This is a genomic window from Pseudoxanthomonas sp. LjRoot127 (assembly GCF_964253495.1).
GTDB lineage: Bacteria > Pseudomonadota > Gammaproteobacteria > Xanthomonadales > Xanthomonadaceae > Pseudoxanthomonas_A.
The window spans coordinates 1,051,076-1,072,076 of record NZ_CAXUQR020000001.1 but is presented as its reverse complement, the minus strand read 5'-3'; the positions used below and the strand labels follow the sequence as shown (position 1 = coordinate 1,072,076).

Here is a 21,001-nt window from a genome sequence, read left to right as displayed (position 1 = left end):
TGCAGCGTCAGCCCGGCGCGAGCAGCGTGAAGGGAAACCACGGCAGGTTGCGCGCGATCCAGTATGCCGGCAACAGCACCAGCCAGAAGCGGGGCGCCAGCAGGACGCGCATCACCGGTTCGAGCGCACGCGGGCGCCAGCCCTGTCCGTGCGCGATCATCATCGGGATCGCCGGCAACAGCAGCACCGCGAGCGGATTCATCGCGAAGGCGCGCCCCAGGTCGCCGTGGACCAGTGCGTGCAGGGCGCGGGTCAGGCCGCATCCCACGCAGAAATAACCGGTCAGTGCGCGGAACATGCAGCCCGGGAACGGGCTGTCCGCGGCATTGGGATCGAACGTCAGCAGCAGCCATACGCCAGCGGCGGCCACCAGGGCCGCCGCCGTCAATGCCGCGTAGTGCAGGGGTCGCAGCGCGATCACTGCATCTGTTGCATCTGCTGCATCATCTCCATGTACTGCTCCATGCCGCCGGTGGCGATCATGATGATGTTGAGCAGCAGGCCGATGATGGCGAACGCAGTGGCCACCCAGCACCAGGTCTTGGCGTTGGCGGACGCGCGGCGCGCGCCTTCTAGGTCGCCCTGGTTGAGCTTGCCGTTCACCTGCGACGAGAACACGATCGCGACGATGCCGATCAGGCCGAGCGGGCAGCACAGGCAGGTCGCCAGTACGGTGGACACGATGGCCCATGCGAGATGGTTGGGTACGCTGTCCGGCGTGGACGACGAGGGCATGGGAGGTACGGCGCTCATGCAGGCTTTCCTTGTGCAGGGATGGAGGGTCGTGCGAGTCGGCCTACATGCCGCTCATGCCGCCCAATAGTGCCAGACCGCCGAACAAAAAGAACCAGAGCGCCATCAGGATCGGGCCGATCAGCGCCGAGGCGATCGCCCAGTTCAACGCCTTCCGCGACGCGTCCTGCGCACCGGCCAGATCGCCTGCCGCCCGCTTTCCATCCACCTGTGCGGCGAACACGATCGAGACGATGCCCAGCGGCAGGCAACAGAACAGCGTGGTGAGGATGGCCCATACCAGATGGTTGGGAACATAGGGTCCGTGCGTGGAGGGCGGCAGGCTGCTCATGCGGTTCTCGCGGAAAGACGGAGGGCAGGGCGGGGCCGCCGCCGTGCGCGGTGACGCGTGATGGAAGAAGCCCCTGCCGTCAGCCTAGCCGGTAACCCGGCGCTGCGGAAGCATCACGCGGCATCGCCCCGCAACGCGCGCACCTTCGCCTCCAGCGCGTCCGCATCCACGGTCGCGCCGTCCATCGGCTCGCCGGCCATGACCTCGACGTGCGCGCGGAATCGCCGTGGTACGCGCATGCGGCCGAGCCGCGAGTCGCGCCGGCTCCACATGCTGGCCCACATGCCCTTCAGCGCCATCGGCACGACGGGGACCGGGCGCCGCTCGAGGATCTTCTCGACGCCCGACTTGAACGCGGCGATCTCGCCGTCCTTCGTCAACGCGCCTTCCGGGAAGATGCCCACGATCTCGCCCTCGGCCAGCGCCGCGTCGATCTCCTCGAACGCGCGCTGCATGAGTTCGGGATTCTCCCGGGCCCCGGCGATCGGGATGGCCTTGGCGGTGCGGAAGATCCAGCTCATCACCGGGATGTTGAAGATCTTGTAGTACATGACGAAGCGCACCGGGCGCGGGATCGTGGCCGCCAGGATCAGCGCGTCCATGTAGCTGACATGGTTGCAGACGATCAGTGCCGGGCCTTCGTCGGGGACGTTCTTCTCGATGCCGTGGAGGCGCAGCCGGTACAGCGCGCGCACCAGCACCCAGCTGAGGAAACGCATCAGGAACTCGGGCACGATCGTGAAGATCCAGATGGCGACCGCGGCGTTGGCGATGGCCAGCGCGAGGAACATCTGCGGACTGGTCCAGTCCAGCCCTCGCTGGAGGGCGAGACCCGTCAAGGCCGCCAGCACGATGAAGCCGGAGTTCTGGATGTTCAGCGCCGCGAACACGCGCGCCATCTCAGAGGCGCGCGTGCGGCTCTGGATCAGCGCGAACAGCGGCACCACGAAGATGCCGGTGAACAGGCCGATACCCACCAGATCAATGATGATGCGCACGCTGCCGGGCTGGCGCACGAACTGCGCCAGGTCCAGTCCTCCGACCGGCGCCAGGCCGGGGCGCGCGAAATACAGGTCCAGCAGGAAGGCCGTCATGCCGGCCGCGCCGACGGGCACCAGGCCGATCTCGACGGTGCGGCCGGACAGTTTCTCGCACAGCAGCGAGCCGATGCCGGTGCCGACGGAGAACAGTGCCAGTGCCGCCACGTAAAGCGTGGCGGAATCGCCCGGCGCACCGAGATGCAGTTCGGCATACGTGGGCAGCTGCGAGGTCAGCAGCGTGCCGAAGAACCAGAACCACGACACGCCCAGGATGGCGTTGCGCACGGCCAGTTGCTGTTTGGCCATGCGCAGCACGACCAGCGACTCGGGGATCGGATTCCAGTTGATCTTCAGGTCCGGCGCGCCGGCATCCATGCGCGGGATCAGCCGCGACAACGCGTTGCCCAGCAACGCGAGCAGCACGATGGCGACGGCGGCCGCCTGCGGGCCGTGGGCGCCGGCCACCTGGAAGATCATGCCGCCGGCGATCATGCCGCACAGGATCGAGATCGACGTGCCCATCTCGACCAGGCCGTTGCCGCCTGTCAGCTCCTCCGGCTTGAGGATCGACGGCAGCACGGAATACTTCACCGGTCCGAACAACGTGGACTGCACGCCGGTACAGAACAGGGCGACCAGCAGCACCGGCATGTTCTGCAGCAGGAAGCCCACCGCGGCCAGCGACATGATCACGATCTCCATCGTCGTGGTGATCACGATCAGGCGGTGCTTCTCCAGTTTCTCCGCGATCTGGCCGGCGATTGCCGAGAACAGGAAATACGGCAGGATGAAGATGGCCGGCGCGATGACGGCGTAGAGCGCGCGTTCGTCGGTGCTGGCGCCCAGGAAGATCAGCAGGCCGATGATCGCCTGCCGGTACACGTTGTCGTTGAAGGCGCCGAGCGCCTGGACGGTGAAGTACGGCAGGAACCGCCGTTGCGTCAGCAGCGAAAACTGGCTGTGGCTGGACATGCGCCCTCCGTGGGTTGCGCGCAGCCTAGCAAATCGCGATGGCGATGCGCGCCGCTGCGCCCGACAGTGTTCCGTCGATGGCATTGAAGGGCAGAGGGGGCAGGGGGATAGTGGCCGCCCCACGTCGTCCGGTATCGCCCCGTCCATGAGTCGCCTGTTCTCGCCCCTCGCGCTGGGGCCGCTGTCGCTTTCCAACCGCATCGTCATTGCGCCGATGTGCCAGTACTCCTCGGAGGAAGGCCGCGCCACCGCATGGCACGCCTTCCATTGGCCCAACCTCGCGCAGTCCGGTGCCGCCCTGGCGATCATCGAGGCCACCGCCGTTGAAGCGCGCGGCCGCATCAGCTGGGCGGACCTCGGCCTGTGGGACGACACCACCGAAGCCGCGTTCGCCAACGCGCTGGCGGCGACGCGCCGCTACTCGAGCATGCCGATCGGCGTGCAACTGGCGCACGCCGGCCGCAAGGCGTCCACGCATCGTCCCTGGGACCACCACGGCGCGCAGATCGCGCCGGACGCACCGCACGGCTGGCAGACAGTGTCGGCTTCGCCGGTCGCCTACGCCGAGGGCCAGCATGCGCCGGACGCGCTGGACCAGGCCGGCATCGATGCCGTCGTCGCCGCGTTCGCCGACAGTGCGCGTCGCGCCGTGCGACTCGGGCTGCAACTGATCGAGATCCACGCCGCGCACGGCTATCTGCTGCACCAGTTCCTGTCGCCGTTGAGCAACCAGCGCGATGACGCCTACGGCGGCACGCTGGAAAGTCGCATGCGCCTCGCGCTGCAGGTGTTCGACGCCGTCAAGGCTGCCGTGCCGGCGTCGGTGGCGGTCGGTATCCGCATCTCGGCCACCGACTGGGTCGACGGCGGGTGGGATCTCGCGCAGAGCCTCGTGCTGGCGAAGGCGCTGGATGCGCGCGGCTGCCATTTCATCCATGTATCGAGCGGCGGCCTGCATCCGGCGCAGCGGATCGCGCTGGGGCCGGGCTACCAGGTGCCCTTCGCCGAGGCGATCAAGCGCGAGGTGGCGATGCCGGTCATCGCCGTCGGCCTGATCACCGAACCGCAGCAGGCCGAAGACCTCCTGGTGCAGGACCGGGCCGACGCGATCGCCATCGCGCGCGGCATCCTCTACGACCCGCGCTGGCCGTGGCATGCCGCCGCAGCGCTGGGGGCGAAGGTCGCCGTCGCGCCGCAATACCTGCGCAGTGCGCCGCGCGAGCACGCGGCGAGTTTCGTGCAGGCGGAGTAGACGGTCAACCGTCCGCGCGTTCGCGCGCGATCGCGCGCCAGCCGATGTCGATGCGGTGGAACTCGTTCGTCCATCGCACCTTGTCCACGCCCGCGTACGCATGTCGTTGCGCATCGGACACCGAATCGCCCAGCGCGGCGACGCACAGCACGCGCCCGCCGGCGCTGACCACGCGACCTTCGGCATCCAGCGCGGTACCGGCATGGAAGACCTTGGCCGTGGCCGGCACCTCGTCCAGCCCGAGGATCACGTCGCCCGTCACCGGCGTCTCCGGGTATGGCGAAGCGGCCATCACCACGCCGAGCGACGGGCGTGGATCCCACTGCGCCTCGGCGGCGTCCAGGCGGCCGTCGATGGCCGCTTCGACCAGCTCCACCAGGTCGGACTTCAGGCGCAGCATCACCGGCTGCGTTTCCGGGTCGCCGAAGCGCACGTTGAATTCGATGACCTTGGGCGCGCCGGCCGCATCGATCATGAGTCCCGCATACAGGAACCCGGTGAACGGCACGCCGTCGGCGAGCATGCCCTGCACGGTGGGATTCACCACCTCGCGCATCACGCGCGCATGCACGTCCGCCGTGACCACCGGCGCCGGCGAATAGGCGCCCATGCCCCCCGTGTTGGGGCCGGTATCACCGTCGCCCACCCGCTTGTGGTCCTGGCTCGTCGCCATCGGCAGGGCGGTGTTGCCATCCACCATCGAAATGAAGCTGGCTTCTTCGCCGTCCAGGAATTCCTCGATCACCACGCGCGCACCGGCGTCGCCGAAGGCATTGCCCGACAGCATGTCGCGCACCGCGTCTTCGGCTTCCTGCAAGGTCATCGCCACGATGACGCCCTTGCCCGCTGCCAGGCCGTCGGCCTTGACCACGATCGGGGCGCCTTTCTCCCGGAGGTACGCCAGTGCGGCGTCCACCTCGGTATGCACCGCGTAGAACGCGGTCGGGATGCCGTGGCGTGCGAGGAAGTCCTTGGCGAACGCCTTGCTGCCTTCCAACTGTGCCGCTGCCGCCGTGGGGCCGAAGATGCGCAGCCCGGCCAGGCGGAAGCGGTCCACCACGCCGGCCACCAGCGGCACTTCGGGGCCGACCACGGTCAGGCCCACGCCTTCGGCCCGCACCAGCGCAAGCAGGCCTTCGATGTCATTGGCCTTGACGGCGGCGTTGCGGCACTTGGCCTCGGTCGCGGTGCCGGCGTTGCCGGGCGCCACGATCACCTCGTCCACGCGCGGCGACTGCGCCAGCTTCCACGCCAGCGCGTGCTCACGACCGCCGGAACCGATCACCAGGACTTTCAAGGGGCTTTCCTCAGGGCTGGGCCGGCGCGTCGGCCGGCGGGCTCGCGCAGGCGCGCGCGGGGAGGGCGACTTCGAAGAACAGGACATCTTCGCGGTCCACGAAGCGGCGTACGAGCACCGCTTCGGTATCGAGCAGCGGCATGATCTCGGGACGTCCGCACAGGTCGCGCAGCGCGGCCTGCTCACTGTCCTTCAGTGCGTCGAAGCCGGGGGCGCCGCGCGTCTTCGCGGCGCTGCCGGCCGGACTGCGCACCAGCAGGACCAGGCGGTCGCCGTCGACGGACACCGATTCGGTGACCAGGTCCTCGAAGTAGGGCGCCGGCAAGGTAGCGGCGATCCGCGTCCTCGCTTCCTGCACGGGCTGCCGCGTGTCCGAGCACCCGGCCAGGGCACACGCCGCGATCATCGACGCCAGCACGGTGGATACGTTGCGAGTCATGGCCTGCGCTGCTCCTCGAATGCCCGATGACGTGGCGAAGAATCTCAGTGGCGGAAGTGGCGGACGCCGGTGAACACCATCGCGATGCTGTGCTCGTCCGCCGCGGCGATCACCTCGCTGTCGCGCATCGAGCCACCCGGCTGGATCACCGCCCTGATGCCGGCGGCGGCGGCGGCGTCGATGCCGTCGCGGAACGGGAAGAAGGCATCGCTGGCCATCACCGAACCCTCGACCACGAGGTTCGCATCGGCCGCCTTGATGCCGGCGATGCGCGCCGAATACACGCGGCTCATCTGGCCGGCGCCGACACCGATGGTGCGATGGTCCTTCGCATAGACGATGGCGTTGGACTTCACGAACTTGGCGACCTTCCAGGCGAACAGCAGGTCGGTGAACTGCGCGTCGGTCGGCGCGAGTTTCGTAACCACCTTCAATTCGTCGCGTGTCACAACGCGGTCGTCGGCCGTCTGCAGCAGCAGGCCGGAGCCGATGCGCTTGGTGTCGATGAAGCCGGGCGAGGCAGCCGCCATCGGGATGCGCAGCACGCGCACGTTGGCCTTCTTCGTCGCGTAGTCGAGGGCGGCGGGCTCGTAGTCCGGCGCGATCAGGACTTCGACGAACTGGCGATCCAGGATGACCTTCGCCGTGGCCGCATCCAGCGTGCGGTTGAACGCGATGATGCCGCCGAACGCGCTGGTCGGGTCGGTGGCGTAAGCCAGCTCGTAGGCGTCGCCGCAGGCCACGCCTACCGCCACGCCGCAGGGGTTGGCGTGCTTGACGATCACGCACGCCGGCGCGTCGAACTGGCGCACGCATTCCCATGCCGCATCGCTGTCGGCGATGTTGTTGTAGCTGAGCTCCTTGCCCTGCAACTGCTCGAACGTGGCCAGCGAGCCGGGCGCGGGATACAGGTCGCGATAGAACGCGGCCTGCTGGTGCGGATTCTCGCCGTAGCGCAGGTCCATGACTTTGACGAAGCTGCCGTTCGCCTGCGCGGAGAAGGCGCTGCGCACCGGTACCGCGACAGAGGTATCGGTGATCGCGGACAGGTAGTTGCTGATCGCCGCGTCGTACTGCGCCACGCGGTTGAACGCCGCCACCGACAGCGCGAAACGGGTGTCCGCCGACAGCGCTCCATCGTTGGCGTCGAGTTCGGCCACCAGGCCGGCGTACTGCGACGGATCGGTCGCGACGGCGACGCGCGCGAAGTTCTTCGCGGCCGAGCGCAGCATGGCCGGGCCACCGATGTCGATGTTCTCCACCGCGTCCGCCATCGTGCAGTCGGCCTTCGCGGTGACCGATTCGAACGGATACAGGTTCAGCACCAGCAGGTCGATCGCGCCGATGCCGTGTTCGGCCATCACCGCGTCGTCGGTGCCGGCACGTCCCAGCAGTCCGCCGTGCACCTTGGGGTGCAGCGTCTTGACCCGGCCATCCATCATTTCCGGGAAGCCGGTGACGTCGGCGACATCGCGCACGGCCAGGCCCGCGTCACGCAGTGTCCTGGCGGTGCCGCCGGTGGACAAGAGTTCGACATCGCGCGCCGCCAGCGCGCGAGCCAGCTCGAGCAGGCCGGTCTTGTCGGAAACGGACAACAGCGCCCGACGCACGGGCTGGAGATCAGGAGTCATGGAGGACGACGGTGCGGAGCGGGGCGCGAATTATAACGCGCTGCAGCACGGCGTCCGGTGCCTCAGGCCAGCCCGTAATCCTTGAGCTTCTTGCGCAGCGTTGCGCGATGGATGCCGAGCATGGCGGCCGCGCGGCTCTGGTTGCCGTCGCAATGGTTCAGCACTTCCACGAACAGCGGGATTTCCATCTCGCGCAGCACGATCTCGTACACATCATCGGCTTCGCAGCCGTCCAGGTCGCGCAGGTAGCGGCGCACGGACTGCGCGACATGCTCGCGCAACGGCGGGCGCGACGCGGTGCGAGGCGTGTCCTGGCGTGTGGAGGCAGCGTTCAAACGGATCCCCTGGGCGCTACGGAAGCAGGTGCCGCCTTGTGCTTGTGGGTATTCGGCGGGGGGACGAGTCTAGCGCCTGATCGCGGCGCATGCATCCGCTTTTTTCATGAACCCGCGCGTTTAACGGAAGTCGAAGGAAAACGCGACGACGCTGGCGCTGGGCTCGCGTATGCGCACGGCGACCTGTGCACTCTGGCCGGGGCCGATGGCGGTGACTGCCTCGCCTTCGGCCAGGTATTCCTCTGGTCGCAGGGCGCGTGCGCCCAGCGTGCGCCCATCCGCATCCTTCAGCGTCAGCAGGATGATGGGCCAGCCCTGCGCCCAGCGCGCTTCATTGCGGAACGTGGCCTGCGCCAGCAAGGTGCCGGGCGTGTCCAGCAGCGGGCGGACGTCGCGACTGAGCATGGTGAACGCAGCGGGTTCGCGCCAGATCGGTACGTCGCAGCGGGCGATGCCGCACAGCGCAACGACGATGGGCCGCCAGCCGGCCTGCATCGCGAGCCTCGCGCGGTCCGCGACGATGACCTGCATGCACAGCAGCGCCGATAGCGCGGCGACGATGGCCCACTGCAGGCGCGCGCGCTTCGCATGCACCGGCGTGGTGCGTGTCCGATGAAGGAAGCGGGGCCCTGTCGCCTTGCGCGCGACGGGTACGTCGAGCGTGCTGGCGGTTGCGGTTGCGGTTGCGGGCGCGTGGGAACCAGCGGAGGCAGGATCGCGCGGCGTGATCGCGTCTTCGTCGATCGCAGGCGGGAGTGGTGGCGTCTCCTCGCCGATCATCTGGGCAGGCGCGTCCATCGACGGCGCGGACGTCGCAGGCGAGGCTTCCTGCTCACCCGCCGCTGCGTCGGATGCGTCCGGCCCCGATGCAGCCGATACGGGATCCGGCGCGGCGTGCAACAGAGTCACGAAGCTGGGGGCCGGCGTGGCGACATCATCCTTCGTGACCAGCGCCTTGCCGCAGCGCGGACAGTCCGCCGGCGTCGCGCCGGAGCGCGGATCGCGGGCGACAAGGAACTGGCAGTGCGGGCAGGCCGTGAACATGGCGGCTATTCAACCATGCTCGTCCGCGGGCGTGTTGTGACCGGCTGCGTCAGCGGCGGATGCCGTCGATGCGCATCCAGTCGCCGTCCTGCGTGGCGGACAGTGCATCGAACCAGGGGGCATAGCGGGCCAGCAGTTCGTCTTCCTGCCCCTTGAGGATGCCGGACAGCGCTATGCGGCCCCCCACCGCCACGCGCGCGGCGAGCACGTCGGCGAGGGCATCGAGCGCCGACGCGAGGATGTTCGCCACCACGACCGGATAGGTGGCGGCCGGTTCGTCATCCGGCAGGTAGACGTGGAAATGCGCATCGACACCGTTGCGTTGCGCATTGTCGGCGCTCGCCAGCAGGGCCTGAGGATCGTTGTCGACGCCGGTCGCGTGCGCGGCGCCGAGCTTCAGCGCGGCCAGTGCGAGGATGCCGGAGCCGCAACCGAAGTCGAGCACGCGCTGGTCCTGCAGCAGGCCCTCGCCCGCGAGCGTGTCCAGCCAGCGCAGGCACAGCGCCGTGGTCGGGTGCGTGCCGGAGCCGAACGCCAGCCCGGGATCGAGGCGCACGATCGCCGCATCGTCGCCCGCCTCCTCGGGCACCTCATGGTTCCACGGCACGATGAACGTGCGTGCGCCGAAGCGCATCGGCTTGAACTGGTCCAGCCATGCGCGTTCCCAGTCCTCGTCCTCGACCTTGCGGAAACCCGCCTGCGTCCAGTCGAGTCCCGGATCGAAGGCTTCCAGCGCGGCCAGCAACGTCAGCGCATCGGCGTCCGAATCGAACAGCGCAGTCAGCACCAGTGATTTCCACAGCGGCGTCTCGCCGACGCCGGGTTCCAGGATGGCGCGCTCGTTGCCGGTATCGGCGTCGGCATCCAGCAGGGTCACCGACAGGGCGCCCACGTCGTCGAGCGCATTCTCGTAGCGCGGCTGCTCGGCTTCGGTGCAGCGCAGGGAGAGTTCCAGGTAGGGCATGTCGGCCGGGCGGGGGAATGGACAGGCCGGGATTGTCTCACGCGACCGCGGCTGCCCCTCGCCTGCGCGTGATCGCGGTCAAGGACGCGCGTGCGCCGCGTTGTAAGGGGTGGCGGGCACCGGGATAATGCACGCGTGCCCCGGAAGCTGCTGCTGCCGATGATGCTGGTGGGCCTGCTGGGTGTGCTGGCGTGGATGCCGCTGCGCCAGGCGGGTTGGCTGCCGCATGCCGGAGGATCTGGAGAGGCCCCGGCCATTGCGCACGACGGGGATCCGTCCGCACTTGCGACACCGGACGCGATGCTGCGCCCCATGTCGGCGCGGACCGTGCCGGTCTTGTCGCCGTTGCGGCGCGCGTTCGAGGACAGCACCGACCTGTTCGCCTATTCGCGCGAACTCATGGTGCTCGCCGCGGCTGGAGATGCCGATGCCATGTGGCTGTTGAGCCTGGTGCAGGATCACTGCGCGGGCTACGCGGCCGATCCCGCAGGCTATGCGCAGGACACGCGCGTGATCGCCGGCCTGGGGCTGTCGAATGGTGCCGCGATGCTGTCCGCCCGCCAGCGCGTGCAGCAACGCTGCGCACGCTTCATGCCGGCGGACGGTTTCTCGTCGGCGACGGTCTTCACGCGTCGCCTGCAGGCGGCGCAGGCCGGCAGCGTGGCGGCGGAAGCCGCGCTGCTGGCGATGGAGCAGCCCTTGCGGGAAGGCGACGACTACCAGCGCGACCTGGTGCAGCGCGTACTCGATTCGGGCGATCCGTTCGCCTACCTGGCCATCGCGCCGGCGATGGGCACGATCGGCAGCGGCCGTCGCGACACGCTGGGCGAGGTGTCGGGCACTGAACTGACCGAGATCGCTTGGCGCGTGGCGGCCTGCCGGCTCGGCATGGACTGCAGCCCCGGCGGCACGATGATGACCAACTACTGCGTCAACGGCGGCATCTGCTCGCAGGACGAATCGCAGGATTTCACCACCTTCGCGCGCGATGCCGGTGTGCCGCGCCAAGGTCGGGACAACGTGGACGAGATGGTGGGCACGCTGCTGTCCCACCCGGGAGTGGAAGGATGAAATACAAGCGCACGCGGCCGGGAGCCAATCTCCTGGTCTGGGGTCTGGTGGTGGTGGCGTATGCCGCCGCGGCGGCAACGATCGTGATCGAAACACGCGACCCCGCGTTCCGCGATCTGTCGCGGGTGGGCCACATGACCATCCATGCGCCGGACGAGGCGCGCCGCCTCGGCGCCGCGCAGGTCGCCGCGCTGTATCGCGCGCGCAGCGGCACGCCGTTCTCGACGTTGGCGCCGGGCAGCACGATCAGGGTGGTCTGGCCCAACGGGTCGTCGGAAGTGGTGCGGATCACCGATCCGTCCTCGCCGCTCGGTGCCGTCCCGGTGCCCGGCACGCAACAGGCACCCGAGCGGTAATACGCCGCGTCGCCTCGTCCGAACGTTGAAACGGCAAGTCGCCATCCCGGCCCTTCGTGCGTCTGGCGCGGCGAATCCTCAGACCAGCGAGATCGCCTTGTTCTTGCGTTCGGCCAGGCGCTTTTCCAGATAGTGGATGTTCTGGCCGCCGGCCTGGAAGCCCTGGTCGCGCATGATGCGTTGCTGCAGGGGGATATTCGTCTTGATGCCGTCGATGACCATCTCGCTGAGCGCGACGCGCATGCGCGCGATCGCGGTGTCGCGGTCCGGGCCGTGGACGATCAGCTTGGCGATCATCGAATCGTAGTTCGGCGGGACGCGATAGCCTTCGTAGATGTGCGTGTCCACGCGCACGCCGGGGCCGCCCGGCGGATGGAAATGCTGGATCAGACCCGGGTGCGGCATGAACGTGTCCGGGTCTTCCGCGTTGATGCGGCATTCGATGGCATGGCCGCGCAGCACGATGTCGGACTGCTTGATGCTCAGCTTGTGGCCGGCCGCGATGCGCAGCTGTTCGCAGACCAGGTCGATGCCGGTGATGCGCTCGGTCACCGGATGCTCCACCTGGATGCGGGTGTTCATCTCGATGAAGTAGAAGCGGCCGTCCTCGAACAGGAATTCGAACGTGCCGGCACCGCGGTAGCCGATGCGGATGCACGCTTCCACGCAGACCTTGCCGATCTCGTTGCGCAGTTCCTCGGTGATGCCGGGCGCCGGTGCTTCCTCGACCACCTTCTGGTGGCGACGCTGCATCGAGCAGTCGCGCTCGCCCAGGTGGATGGCGTTGCCCTGGCCGTCGGCGAGGACTTGGATTTCCACGTGGCGCGGATTCTCCAGGAACTTCTCCATGTAGACCTCGCCGTTGCCGAACGCCGCCTTGGCTTCCGACTTGGTGGTCTCGATGGCCGCCTTCAGCGCGCCTTCGACATGCACCACGCGCATGCCGCGGCCGCCGCCGCCGCCCGCGGCCTTGATGATCACCGGATAGCCGATCTCGCGCGCGATCCGGGTATTGGCGACGATGTCGTCGCCCAGCGGACCACCGCTGCCGGGCACGCACGGCACGCCGGCCGCCTGCATGGCGCGGATGGCTTCCACCTTGTCGCCCATCATGCGGATCGTGTCCGCCTTCGGGCCGATGAAGATGAAGCCGGACTGCTCCACGCGCTCGGCGAAGTCGGCGTTCTCCGACAGGAAGCCGTAGCCCGGGTGGATGGCCTGCGCGTCGGTCACCTCGGCCGCGGCGATGATGGCCGGGATGTTGAGGTAGCTGTCCTTCGAGGCGGCCGGGCCGATGCAGACGGACTCGTCGGCCATGGCCACGTGCTTGAGGTTGCGGTCGACGGTGGAATGCACCGCGACCGTGCGGATGCCGAGGGTGTGGCAGGCGCGCAGGATGCGCAGCGCGATCTCACCCCGGTTGGCGATAACGACCTTGTCCAGCATGGTGCCGACCTCAGCCGATCACGAACAGCGGCTGGTCGAATTCGATCGGCTGGCCGCTGTCGGCCAGGATCGACAGCACGGTGCCGGACACGTCGGCTTCGATGGGGTTGAACATCTTCATCGCCTCGATGATCGCCAGCGTCTCGCCGGCCTTCACCGACTGGCCGACGCTGACGAAGGCAGGCTTGTCCGGCGACGGGGAGGCATAGAAGGTGCCGACCATGGGCGCGCGCACCACGTGGCCGTCGGGCAGGGCGTTGCCGGGCTTGGCGGTGCCGCCGGTGGAGGCTTCGGTCGGCGAGCTCATCGGCATCGGTGCCGCGGGGCGCGGTTCGGCGTAGGCCACGGGCGCCGGTGCGGCGGGTGCGGCATAGCCGCCCTTGGGCGTCCGCGCCAGGCGCACGGATTCTTCGCCTTCCTTGATCTCGATTTCGGCCAGGTTCGACTCTTCCAGCAGGTCGATGAGTTTCTTGATTTTGCGGAGATCCATGGGAGCCTCGTGGTTGAACATCGTTCCCCGCGGGGAACAGAGGAAAGTCAGGCGGGCAGCCGCTGCAGGGCGGCGTCCAGCGCGTAGCGGTAACTGTCCGCACCGAACCCGCAGACCACGCCGACCGCCTTGTCGCTGAAGTAGCTGGTGTGGCGGAAGGGTTCGCGGCTGTGCGGGTTGGACAGGTGGATTTCGATGAAGGGCAGCGCTACCGCCGCCAGCGCGTCGCGGATCGCGACGGAGGTGTGGGTGAACGCAGCCGGGTTGATCAGGATGAAGGCGGTGCCGTCGGTGCGGGCGGTCTGGATGCGGTCGACCAGAGCGTGCTCGGCATTGGACTGGAACCCCTCCAGCGCGTGGCCGGCGGCCTGCGCCTGCGCCGCGAGCGCCAGGTCGATGTCCGCCAGCGTCGTGTGGCCATAGACCTCCGGCTCGCGCGTCCCGAGCAGATTGAGGTTGGGGCCATGCAGGACCAGCAGCTTCGCCATTCGGCTCTCCAGCGGAAGGCCGGCAGTCTGCGCGAACACGGCAATGCTGTCCAGTTCGCCGAAGTTTGCCTCGTTTTAAGCGCTTGTTTGATTCCTGGCGCCATTCGTGCCGATCAGGTCGAGGCGGGGCGACAAGGCGCGCCGGCAAGGCGGGTTTTTCAATTGATGGCGCACGATGACCGCCGTTTCGACGACGTAACGCGGCGTTGCTACTGCGCCCAGTCGCTGAGCTCGCCGTGCTGGAACGGGCCGATCTTCTGTCGCTCGACCCGGCCATCGGTGCCGATCAGTACGGTATACGGCAGCACGCCCTTGGCGTTGCCCAGCCAGACGCTGGCGTCGGCCGGGCCGGGTGTGTCCAGCACGATGGGATAGCCGACCGGCACGCGGGACAGGAAATCCCGCACCGCTTCCGGCGAGTCCAGCGCCAGGCCAATCACCTGCACGCCCTCTGCCCCCTGCGCCATCGCGAAGCGTTGCAGCTCGGGCATCTCCTCGATGCAGGGGCCGCACCAGCTGGCCCAGACATTGATCAGCAGCCGCTTGCCGCGGTAGTGGGCGGCGAGATCGACGATCTTGCCATCCAGTCCCGGCAACGCGATGGCGGGCATCGGATCGCCGATGGCCGCCGGCGTGACGCCTGGCGGCGGCGTCGGTGCCGTGGCGTTGATGGCGGCATGCAGGGCGCGCTCGCCCGGGCCGGTCCGCCACAGGGGGTTGACGTCTAGCCAGAGGCTGGCGAGCAAGCCCAGTCCGGCCGCCAGTGCGGCGACCGCCAGGATGCGCGGCGTGGTGGCCTTCATCGCGCCGCCCGTTCGAAGGCCTGGCGCACCGTGTCGTGGGTCAGCACGGTCGGCAGGACCTCGCCTTCGCCGCCGTTGCGCGGGTACATCACGTACAGCGGCACGCCGACGGCCTTGTGCTGTTCGAGGAAGGCGGTGATGGCAGGGTCCACGTTCGTCCAGTCGCCCGTCATCATCACGGCATCGTGTTCTGACAGCAGCTCACGGAACGCGTCGGTGTTCAGCACGGCCTTTTCGTTGGCCTTGCAGGTCACGCACCAGTCGGCGGTCATGTCGACGAAGACGATGCGGCCCTCCGCGCGCAGGGCGGCCAGGCGTTCCGCCGAGTAAGGCACGTGGCCGTCCGCCATCGGTGCTGCTGCCGTGCTCGTAGGCAACCGGTGCACCATCACCAGAGGTACCAGCGCGGAGGTCGCCAGCGCGAGTGCCAGCATGCGCTGAAGCGGTGCCGCGAAGCGCGCGCGCTGGAACCACCACAGCCCGAGCGCCAGCAACACTAGTCCGACCAGCGCCAGCCCCAGCGCATCGACGCCGCGCTGCTTGCCCAGCACCCACAGCAGCCATGCCGCGGTGAGGTACATCGGGAAGGCGAGTGCCTGCTTCAGCGTCTCCATCCAGGCGCCGGGGCGCGGCAGGCGATGTGCCAGCGCCGGCACGAAGCCGATCAGCAGGAACGGCAACGCCAATCCCAGGCCGAGTACCGCGAAGACCAGCAGTGCCAACGGCGTGGGCGCCGTGAAGGCGTACGCGAGTGCGATGCCCATGAAAGGGGCCGTGCAGGGGCTGGCCACGACCACCGCCAGTACGCCGGTGAAGAAATCGCCGACCGGGCCGCGACGCGACGCCAGCCCATGGCCGGTACCCGCCAGCCGGTGGCCGATCGCGAACACGCCCGACAGGCTCAGACCCACCGCGAACATCACATAGGCCAACAGCCCGACGACCCATGGCTGCTGCAACTGGAAGCCCCACCCGAGCGCGAGGCCGGCGGCCCGCAGCGCGAGGGCCAGCGCACCGACGGCGACGAAGCTGACCAGCACGCCCACCGTGTACCAGAGCGCGCGCTGTCGCGCGTCACCACCATCGCGCCCGCTCTCGGCCAGCGACAGCGCCTTCAACGACAGGATCGGCAGCACACACGGCATCAGGTTGAGGATCAGGCCGCCCGCCAGTGCCAGCGCGAGTGCGACGAGCAGTGACATGGCGCCGCCCTGGTTGCGTGCCAGCACGTCTGCCGGAGGAAGTGTCCGTTCGACGTCGGCCGCAACGGGTGAGGTCGTCGCGCCCGCGACGGGAACCGCGACCTGCGTGCTCGCGGGGGGCGTCTCGCTCGTCGGCAGCGCTGCGACGGCGGCGGGCGCCGGCACGTCCGGCATGGTGGCCGGCGTCACCGTACCGGCGGGGATCGACAGCTTCACCCGTCGCGTCATCGGCGGATAGCAGATGCCGTTGGTCTGGCAGCCCTGGAACGTGACGCGCAGAGTCGCCTGTGCGGCCTTTGCGTTCTCCCGCCTCAACGGCACCGGCACTTCGGCCTGGTCGAAGTAGACCGTGACCTCGCCGAAATGCGCGTCGCGGTGCGCCTTGCCCGTCGGCCAGCGTGGCGCCTGCAGGGCGATGCCCGGCGCGCCTCCCAGCGCCATCGACGTGCGGTCGCGGTAGACGTAATAACCGCGCGCGGGGGTGAAGCGCAGCAGCAGCTCGTTGCCGTTGAAGGCAATCGCCTCGAACGCGAACGCCTGTTCCTCCGGCAGCGGCAGTGCGTCCATGCCGGCCTGCGGCTGCTGGCCAAGCAGGCCGCCGGTGAGCGCACCGGAACCCAGCGGCACGAAGGCCTCGCCGGCGGCGGGCGGCAACGCCACCGTCAGCGTGCGCGTCTGCGGCGGGTAGCAGATGCCGGCGTCGGCACAGCCCTGGTACTTGATCTTCAGCGTGACGCGGTCGGTCGACGCCGTCGGCTGGCCGGGCAGGGTGGCGAGCAGCTCGCCGCGGTAGGTTTCGACGTCGCCGAAGAACTCGTCGCGGTAGGCCTTGCCCTTCGGCAACTGCAGGGGCCGCGCGGCGAAGCCGGGATCGGCGCCCACGCTGGTGCGATGCCGGTAGAGGTAGTAGCCCTCGGTGATCTTCCAGCGGATCTCGATCCTGTCGCGCGTCGGCGCGGTAGCTGTCAGCACGAACGCTTCGTCCACCGGCAGCAGGTCGTCCTGGGTGATCGCGGCGGAGGCGGCCGGCGCCAGCAGCGAGGTCAGGGACAGCAGCAGGAGGGAGAGCAGGGCGCGGATCGGCGTCATCGGATCACTCGGAGGCACGGGCGTGGGCCCGGGTTTCGGCGGCGACCCAGTCCAGGTAGGCGGGCAGGCCGGCGGCGGTTTCGACCGCCAGGATCTCCGGCAGTTCATACGGGTGGAGTTCGGCCAGGCGCGCCATCAGGTCCTCGCGGCGGTCGCCGGAGGTCTTGGCCAGCAGCTGGACCTCGGTCGCCTGTTCCACGTCGCCCTGCCAGCGGTAGGTCGAGACCACACCGGGCAACAGGCTGACGCAGGCGGCCAACCGCTCTTCCACCAGCGTCCGCGCCAGCCGCTGGGCGGTGTCGGCATCCGGGCAGGTGGAGAGGATAAGGAAGACGGGCATGGGCCGGCGATTATCGCAGACCGGCCCAGACGGCCCTGGCGAAAAAATTTTTCGACCGGCCCTTGAAAGCGCATGGCCCCCACCCAACATAGGACGGCATCCGGCGCTGCCGGGTTTTTGTGTCCGCGTCGTTGGCAGTCTCTCCCTGGGACTGCTAACATCGCCGCCCCTTTCCTAGTCCAATCAATCACTTAAGAGGATTGACATGAGCAACATCAAGCCGCTGTACGACCGCCTGGTGGTCAAGCCGATCGAAGCCGAAGAAACCTCCCTCGGCGGCATCATCATTCCCGACGCCGCGAAGGAGAAGCCCACCAAGGGTGAAGTCATCGCCGTCGGCGAAGGCAAGTTCGTCGAAGCCACCGGTGGCGTGCGCGCCCCGAAGGTCAAGGTCGGCGACAAGGTGATCTACGGCCAGTACTCCGGTTCCGCCTACAAGCAGGATGGCATCGAGTACAAGATCATCAAGGAAGACGACGTTCTCGCAATCCTCGGCTGAGCCGAGGCGGGATTGGGGATTGGGGGTTCGCAGTAGCGCAACCGCGTTGACGATCCCACTCCATCCGATTTCCCGCTGCCCGACGTTTCCCGAATCACTCATCACGAATTACGAATCACGGAGTTTTTCCAATGGCAGCCAAAGATATCCGTTTCGGTGAAGACGCCCGTACGCGCATGGTGCGCGGCGTGAACATCCTCGCCAATGCCGTCAAGGCCACCCTCGGCCCGAAGGGCCGCAACGTCGTGCTCGAGAAGAGCTTCGGCGCCCCGACCATCACCAAGGACGGCGTTTCCGTCGCCAAGGAAATCGAACTGGCCGACAAGTTCGAGAACATGGGCGCGCAGATGGTCAAGGAAGTCGCTTCCAAGACCTCCGACAACGCCGGTGACGGCACCACCACCGCCACCGTGCTGGCGCAGGCGTTCATCCGCGAAGGCTCGAAGGCCGTCGCTGCCGGCATGAACCCGATGGACCTGAAGCGCGGCATCGACCAGGCCGTGAAGGCCGCCGTCGAAGAGCTGAAGAAGCTTTCCAAGCCGACCGCCGACGACAAGGCGATCGCCCAGGTCGGCACCATCTCGGCCAACTCCGACAGCAACATCGGCGACATCATCGCCGAGGCCATGAAGAAGGTCGGCAAGGAAGGCGTGATCACCGTTGAAGAAGGCTCGGGCCTGGAGAACGAACTCGACGTCGTCGAGGGCATGCAGTTCGACCGCGGCTACCTGTCGCCGTACTTCATCAACAACCAGCAGTCGCAGCAGGTCGAATTCGACGACCCCTTCATCCTGATCCACGACAAGAAGGTCTCCAACGTCCGCGAACTGCTGCCGGTGCTCGAAGGCGTCGCCAAGGCCGGCAAGCCGCTGCTAATCGTGGCCGAGGAAGTGGAAGGCGAAGCCCTCGCCACGCTGGTGGTCAACACCATCCGCGGCATCGTCAAGGTCGCCGCCGTCAAGGCGCCGGGCTTCGGTGACCGCCGCAAGGCCATCCTGGAAGACATCGCCACGCTGACCAACGGCACGGTGATCTCCGAGGAAGTCGGCCTGCAGCTCGAGAAGGCCACCATCAACGACCTGGGTCGTGCGAAGAAGGTCGTGATCTCCAAGGAGAACACCACCATCATCGACGGCGCCGGCGATGCCGAGCGCATCCAGTCGCGCATCAAGCAGATCAAGGCGCAGATCGAAGAGACCTCTTCGGACTACGACCGCGAGAAGCTGCAGGAACGCGTGGCCAAGCTGGCCGGCGGCGTGGCCGTGATCAAGGTCGGCGCTTCGACCGAGATCGAGATGAAGGAAAAGAAGGCCCGCGTCGAAGACGCCCTGCACGCCACGCGTGCGGCGGTGGAAGAAGGCGTGGTCCCCGGCGGTGGCGTGGCGCTGATCCGCGCGCTGCAGACCATCGGCACCTTGAAGGGCGCCAACGAAGACCAGAACCACGGCATCCAGATCGCCCTGCGCGCCATGGAAGCCCCGCTGCGCGAAATCGTGACCAACGCCGGTGAAGAGCCGTCGGTGATCGTGAACCGCGTGAAGGACGGTTCGGGCAACTTCGGCTACAACGCCGCCAACGGCGAGTTCGGCGACATGATCGAGTTCGGCATCCTGGACCCGACCAAGGTCACGCGCTCCGCGCTGCAGAACGCCGCTTCGATCGCGGGCCTGATGATCACCACCGAAGCGATGGTGGCCGAGGCTCCGAAGAAGGACGAGCCGGCGATGCCGGCCGGTGGTGGCATGGGCGGCATGGGCGGCATGGACTTCTAAGAAGTCCGCTTCCCGCGTAACCGTTCCACGAAAACCCCGCCGCGAGGCGGGGTTTTTTTGTTTGCCGGTCAGGCCGCGAGGGCGCGCACCGCACGCAAGGCTGCATCCACTTCGTCCGGCGTGTTGACCAGACTGGGTGCAAGGCGTGCGTAGGTGACGGCATAGGGACTGGTGCTGGCGATGATGCGGCGCGCGAGCAACTGCTTCACCGCCTCGGTCGGCGCCATGCCGTCGATCTCGAAGGCGACCAGGCCTGCCGACAGCGCCGCAGCGCGCGGGGTGTGCATCTTCACCTTCGGCAGGCCAGCCAATCCCTGCTTGAGCTGGTCGTTCATCGCGGCGATGCGGGCGGCGACGCGCGGTCGCTGCATCTGCCGGTGCATGCGGAAGGCGGCTGCCATTGCCCATTGGTGCTCGAAGGCGTGGAAACCGCCGGGCGTCATCCGTGCGGCATTCGCGGGTCCAGCCGGCGGGCGATCTTCGGTCCACGCGTTGTAGCTTTCGATCTCGGTGAAATTGGGCACCAGGGGCCGCAGGCGGCCCCAGTTCGCCGCATTCGCCCACACCAGCGCGGTGCCGCGCGGCGCGAACATCCACTTGTGCGTGCCGGCGCAGAAATAGTCCGCTCCCATCGTGGCGACGGTATCGTCGACTGCGCCGAGCCCGTGCACGCCATCGACGACCAGCAGGGGCGGGTCGGGTAGGCTGCGCAGCATCGTGGCGATATCGCGGATCGGCAGGCGGATGCCGGTGCTGGAGTGCACCCACGTCACGCCCACCACCTTCGTCTGCGGGCGCATGGCGGCCTTCAGGTTGCCGACGATTTCGTCGACGCTGGCATCGCGTGCCTGCTTGAAGAGCGTGGCCTTCCGCATCGTCGCATTCGCGCGCGTCGTCGCCAGCCGGATCGACTCGTGGTGCGAATAGTGGTCGTGCACCGTGGTCAAGACCTCGTCGCCGGGTTGAAGCGGCAGCCCGTGATAGACCAGCGCCAGTCCTTCGGTCGTACTGCGCGCCAGGCATACCTCGTCGCCGCGCCCGCCCAGGTACTCCGCCACTTCCGTACAGACCTGCAGCGGCAGGTTGTGGGCATCGTCTTCGAACATCGCGCGCTCCACGAACAGGAACGGGTTGGCGTCGATGGCGCGCCGGTAGCCCTCCAGCGCGTCGCGCACCGGCGTGGGATGGCTGGCGATGAAGAACGACGCGAAATGCAGGTAGGCCGGATCCAGCGCGAACTGCGCGCGCACGGCCTCCCAGTCGGACAGGTCGGGCAGGGCGGGCGTCTGCGCGGCCAGCGCGGCCAGCGCAGGACCGGGCAGCAGCGTGGTGGCGGCGAACGCGGCGGGCGCCGCGAGCAGGTGTCGGCGGGACAGGGCCATGGTGC

General features: G+C 68.2%; 22 protein-coding genes. 5 read left to right on the top strand and 17 right to left on the bottom strand.

The genetic code is table 11. The features are described from left to right. Positions 1-7: 7 nt before the first annotated feature. The 4 genes from ACSQ19_RS05165 to ACSQ19_RS05150 all read right to left on the bottom strand — a co-directional run bounded on the left by ACSQ19_RS05165 (position 8) and on the right by ACSQ19_RS05150 (position 3,096). Positions 8-418 (bottom strand): DUF2752 domain-containing protein, encoded by a 411-nt coding sequence (locus tag ACSQ19_RS05165; RefSeq protein ID WP_296281983.1) that lies wholly within the window; start codon positions 416-418, stop codon positions 8-10. Continuing rightward, entirely contained in the window at positions 418-753 is a 336-nt protein-coding gene (locus ACSQ19_RS05160; protein WP_296281928.1) for a CD225/dispanin family protein, read from the bottom strand. Before ACSQ19_RS05160 ends, ACSQ19_RS05165 begins: the two co-directional genes overlap by 1 nt. 43 nt (positions 754-796) lie before the next feature. Beyond that, positions 797-1,084 carry a CD225/dispanin family protein gene (locus tag ACSQ19_RS05155; protein WP_296281929.1) on the bottom strand — a complete coding sequence of 96 codons (288 nt, stop codon included), beginning with the start codon at positions 1,082-1,084 and terminating at the stop codon, positions 797-799. 113 nt (positions 1,085-1,197) lie between these two features. After that, entirely contained in the window at positions 1,198-3,096 is a 1,899-nt protein-coding gene (locus ACSQ19_RS05150) for an MFS transporter (RefSeq protein WP_299347121.1), read from the bottom strand. A gap of 145 nt (positions 3,097-3,241) precedes the next feature. Here ACSQ19_RS05150 and ACSQ19_RS05145 point away from each other — a divergent pair, with 145 nt between their 5' ends. Continuing rightward, complete coding sequence (locus ACSQ19_RS05145) at positions 3,242-4,348, top strand: NADH:flavin oxidoreductase/NADH oxidase (RefSeq protein ID WP_299347119.1); 1,107 nt, start codon at positions 3,242-3,244, stop codon at positions 4,346-4,348. Positions 4,349-4,352: 4 nt separating this feature from the next. On the opposite strand, the gene purD is transcribed toward ACSQ19_RS05145, so the two are convergent. The 6 genes from purD to prmA form a co-directional block, all read right to left on the bottom strand. Beyond that, positions 4,353-5,645 (bottom strand): phosphoribosylamine--glycine ligase, encoded by a 1,293-nt coding sequence (purD, locus tag ACSQ19_RS05140; RefSeq protein WP_299347117.1) that lies wholly within the window; start codon positions 5,643-5,645, stop codon positions 4,353-4,355. Positions 5,646-5,655: 10 nt separating this feature from the next. Continuing rightward, complete coding sequence (locus tag ACSQ19_RS05135; protein ID WP_296281935.1) at positions 5,656-6,084, bottom strand: hypothetical protein; 429 nt, start codon at positions 6,082-6,084, stop codon at positions 5,656-5,658. A gap of 44 nt (positions 6,085-6,128) precedes the next feature. Next, complete coding sequence (gene purH / locus ACSQ19_RS05130; protein ID WP_299347115.1) at positions 6,129-7,715, bottom strand: bifunctional phosphoribosylaminoimidazolecarboxamide formyltransferase/IMP cyclohydrolase; 1,587 nt, start codon at positions 7,713-7,715, stop codon at positions 6,129-6,131. A gap of 62 nt (positions 7,716-7,777) precedes the next feature. Further along, a complete protein-coding gene (gene fis, locus ACSQ19_RS05125; RefSeq protein WP_296281938.1) occupies positions 7,778-8,050 on the bottom strand; it encodes a DNA-binding transcriptional regulator Fis in 273 nt (90 codons plus the stop codon). A 120-nt stretch (positions 8,051-8,170) separates the two neighbouring features. Continuing rightward, on the bottom strand, positions 8,171-9,094 hold the full coding sequence (locus ACSQ19_RS05120; RefSeq protein ID WP_299347113.1) for a DUF3426 domain-containing protein: 924 nt from the start codon (positions 9,092-9,094) through the stop codon (positions 8,171-8,173). Positions 9,095-9,143: 49 nt separating this feature from the next. Then, complete coding sequence (prmA, locus tag ACSQ19_RS05115) at positions 9,144-10,058, bottom strand: 50S ribosomal protein L11 methyltransferase (protein WP_299347111.1); 915 nt, start codon at positions 10,056-10,058, stop codon at positions 9,144-9,146. 135 nt (positions 10,059-10,193) lie between these two features. Between prmA and ACSQ19_RS05110 the strand changes: the two genes are divergently transcribed. After that, a complete protein-coding gene (locus ACSQ19_RS05110; RefSeq protein WP_299347110.1) occupies positions 10,194-11,129 on the top strand; it encodes a hypothetical protein in 936 nt (311 codons plus the stop codon). Further along, positions 11,126-11,485, top strand: coding sequence for a hypothetical protein (locus ACSQ19_RS05105; RefSeq protein WP_296281945.1), 360 nt, complete (start codon positions 11,126-11,128; stop codon positions 11,483-11,485). Before ACSQ19_RS05110 ends, ACSQ19_RS05105 begins: the two co-directional genes overlap by 4 nt. Positions 11,486-11,563: 78 nt before the next feature. Here ACSQ19_RS05105 and accC read toward each other — a convergent pair whose 3' ends face one another. The 6 genes from accC to cutA all read right to left on the bottom strand — a co-directional run bounded on the left by accC (position 11,564) and on the right by cutA (position 17,343). Further along, positions 11,564-12,931 carry an acetyl-CoA carboxylase biotin carboxylase subunit gene (gene accC / locus ACSQ19_RS05100; protein ID WP_296281948.1) on the bottom strand — a complete coding sequence of 456 codons (1,368 nt, stop codon included), beginning with the start codon at positions 12,929-12,931 and terminating at the stop codon, positions 11,564-11,566. Between the two features lie 10 nt (positions 12,932-12,941). Beyond that, positions 12,942-13,421: an acetyl-CoA carboxylase biotin carboxyl carrier protein gene (gene accB / locus ACSQ19_RS05095; RefSeq protein ID WP_296281950.1), complete on the bottom strand. Its 480-nt coding sequence runs from the start codon at positions 13,419-13,421 to the stop codon at positions 12,942-12,944. Positions 13,422-13,468: 47 nt separating this feature from the next. Then, positions 13,469-13,909, bottom strand: coding sequence for a type II 3-dehydroquinate dehydratase (gene aroQ, locus ACSQ19_RS05090; protein ID WP_436000428.1), 441 nt, complete (start codon positions 13,907-13,909; stop codon positions 13,469-13,471). 209 nt (positions 13,910-14,118) lie between these two features. Further along, on the bottom strand, positions 14,119-14,712 hold the full coding sequence (locus ACSQ19_RS05085; protein WP_299347106.1) for a TlpA family protein disulfide reductase: 594 nt from the start codon (positions 14,710-14,712) through the stop codon (positions 14,119-14,121). Beyond that, complete coding sequence (locus tag ACSQ19_RS05080; RefSeq protein ID WP_299347104.1) at positions 14,709-17,003, bottom strand: protein-disulfide reductase DsbD family protein; 2,295 nt, start codon at positions 17,001-17,003, stop codon at positions 14,709-14,711. The genes ACSQ19_RS05085 and ACSQ19_RS05080 overlap by 4 nt, the downstream gene beginning before the upstream one ends. Before the next feature lie 4 nt (positions 17,004-17,007). Continuing rightward, positions 17,008-17,343 carry a divalent-cation tolerance protein CutA gene (gene cutA / locus ACSQ19_RS05075; RefSeq protein WP_299347103.1) on the bottom strand — a complete coding sequence of 112 codons (336 nt, stop codon included), beginning with the start codon at positions 17,341-17,343 and terminating at the stop codon, positions 17,008-17,010. 205 nt (positions 17,344-17,548) lie between these two features. Between cutA and ACSQ19_RS05070 the strand changes: the two genes are divergently transcribed. Next, entirely contained in the window at positions 17,549-17,842 is a 294-nt protein-coding gene (locus ACSQ19_RS05070) for a co-chaperone GroES (RefSeq protein WP_093301702.1), read from the top strand. Positions 17,843-17,973: 131 nt separating this feature from the next. After that, positions 17,974-19,614, top strand: coding sequence for a chaperonin GroEL (groL, locus tag ACSQ19_RS05065; RefSeq protein ID WP_055939743.1), 1,641 nt, complete (start codon positions 17,974-17,976; stop codon positions 19,612-19,614). Between the two features lie 68 nt (positions 19,615-19,682). Here groL and ACSQ19_RS05060 read toward each other — a convergent pair whose 3' ends face one another. After that, complete coding sequence (locus ACSQ19_RS05060; protein ID WP_299347101.1) at positions 19,683-20,996, bottom strand: aminotransferase class V-fold PLP-dependent enzyme; 1,314 nt, start codon at positions 20,994-20,996, stop codon at positions 19,683-19,685. Positions 20,997-21,001: the final 5 nt, after the last annotated feature.

Bases quoted from the DNA above. Each gene is read 5' to 3' on its own strand.
- ACSQ19_RS05085 (WP_299347106.1), bottom strand. From the start codon at position 14,712: ATGAAGGCCACCACGCCGCGCATCCTGGCGGTCGCCGCACTGGCGGCC.
- ACSQ19_RS05070 (WP_093301702.1), top strand. From the start codon at position 17,549: ATGAGCAACATCAAGCCGCTGTACGACCGCCTGGTGGTCAAGCCGATC.
- ACSQ19_RS05160 (WP_296281928.1), bottom strand. From the start codon at position 753: ATGAGCGCCGTACCTCCCATGCCCTCGTCGTCCACGCCGGACAGCGTA.
- accC (WP_296281948.1), bottom strand. From the start codon at position 12,931: ATGCTGGACAAGGTCGTTATCGCCAACCGGGGTGAGATCGCGCTGCGC.
- ACSQ19_RS05145 (WP_299347119.1), top strand. From the start codon at position 3,242: ATGAGTCGCCTGTTCTCGCCCCTCGCGCTGGGGCCGCTGTCGCTTTCC.
- ACSQ19_RS05080 (WP_299347104.1), bottom strand. From the start codon at position 17,003: ATGACGCCGATCCGCGCCCTGCTCTCCCTCCTGCTGCTGTCCCTGACC.
- aroQ (WP_436000428.1), bottom strand. From the start codon at position 13,909: ATGGCGAAGCTGCTGGTCCTGCATGGCCCCAACCTCAATCTGCTCGGG.
- prmA (WP_299347111.1), bottom strand. From the start codon at position 10,058: ATGCCCTACCTGGAACTCTCCCTGCGCTGCACCGAAGCCGAGCAGCCG.
- ACSQ19_RS05105 (WP_296281945.1), top strand. From the start codon at position 11,126: ATGAAATACAAGCGCACGCGGCCGGGAGCCAATCTCCTGGTCTGGGGT.
- ACSQ19_RS05120 (WP_299347113.1), bottom strand. From the start codon at position 9,094: ATGTTCACGGCCTGCCCGCACTGCCAGTTCCTTGTCGCCCGCGATCCG.
- groL (WP_055939743.1), top strand. From the start codon at position 17,974: ATGGCAGCCAAAGATATCCGTTTCGGTGAAGACGCCCGTACGCGCATG.
- ACSQ19_RS05150 (WP_299347121.1), bottom strand. From the start codon at position 3,096: ATGTCCAGCCACAGCCAGTTTTCGCTGCTGACGCAACGGCGGTTCCTG.
- purH (WP_299347115.1), bottom strand. From the start codon at position 7,715: ATGACTCCTGATCTCCAGCCCGTGCGTCGGGCGCTGTTGTCCGTTTCC.
- ACSQ19_RS05155 (WP_296281929.1), bottom strand. From the start codon at position 1,084: ATGAGCAGCCTGCCGCCCTCCACGCACGGACCCTATGTTCCCAACCAT.
- cutA (WP_299347103.1), bottom strand. From the start codon at position 17,343: ATGCCCGTCTTCCTTATCCTCTCCACCTGCCCGGATGCCGACACCGCC.
- accB (WP_296281950.1), bottom strand. From the start codon at position 13,421: ATGGATCTCCGCAAAATCAAGAAACTCATCGACCTGCTGGAAGAGTCG.
- ACSQ19_RS05135 (WP_296281935.1), bottom strand. From the start codon at position 6,084: ATGACTCGCAACGTATCCACCGTGCTGGCGTCGATGATCGCGGCGTGT.
- ACSQ19_RS05060 (WP_299347101.1), bottom strand. From the start codon at position 20,996: ATGGCCCTGTCCCGCCGACACCTGCTCGCGGCGCCCGCCGCGTTCGCC.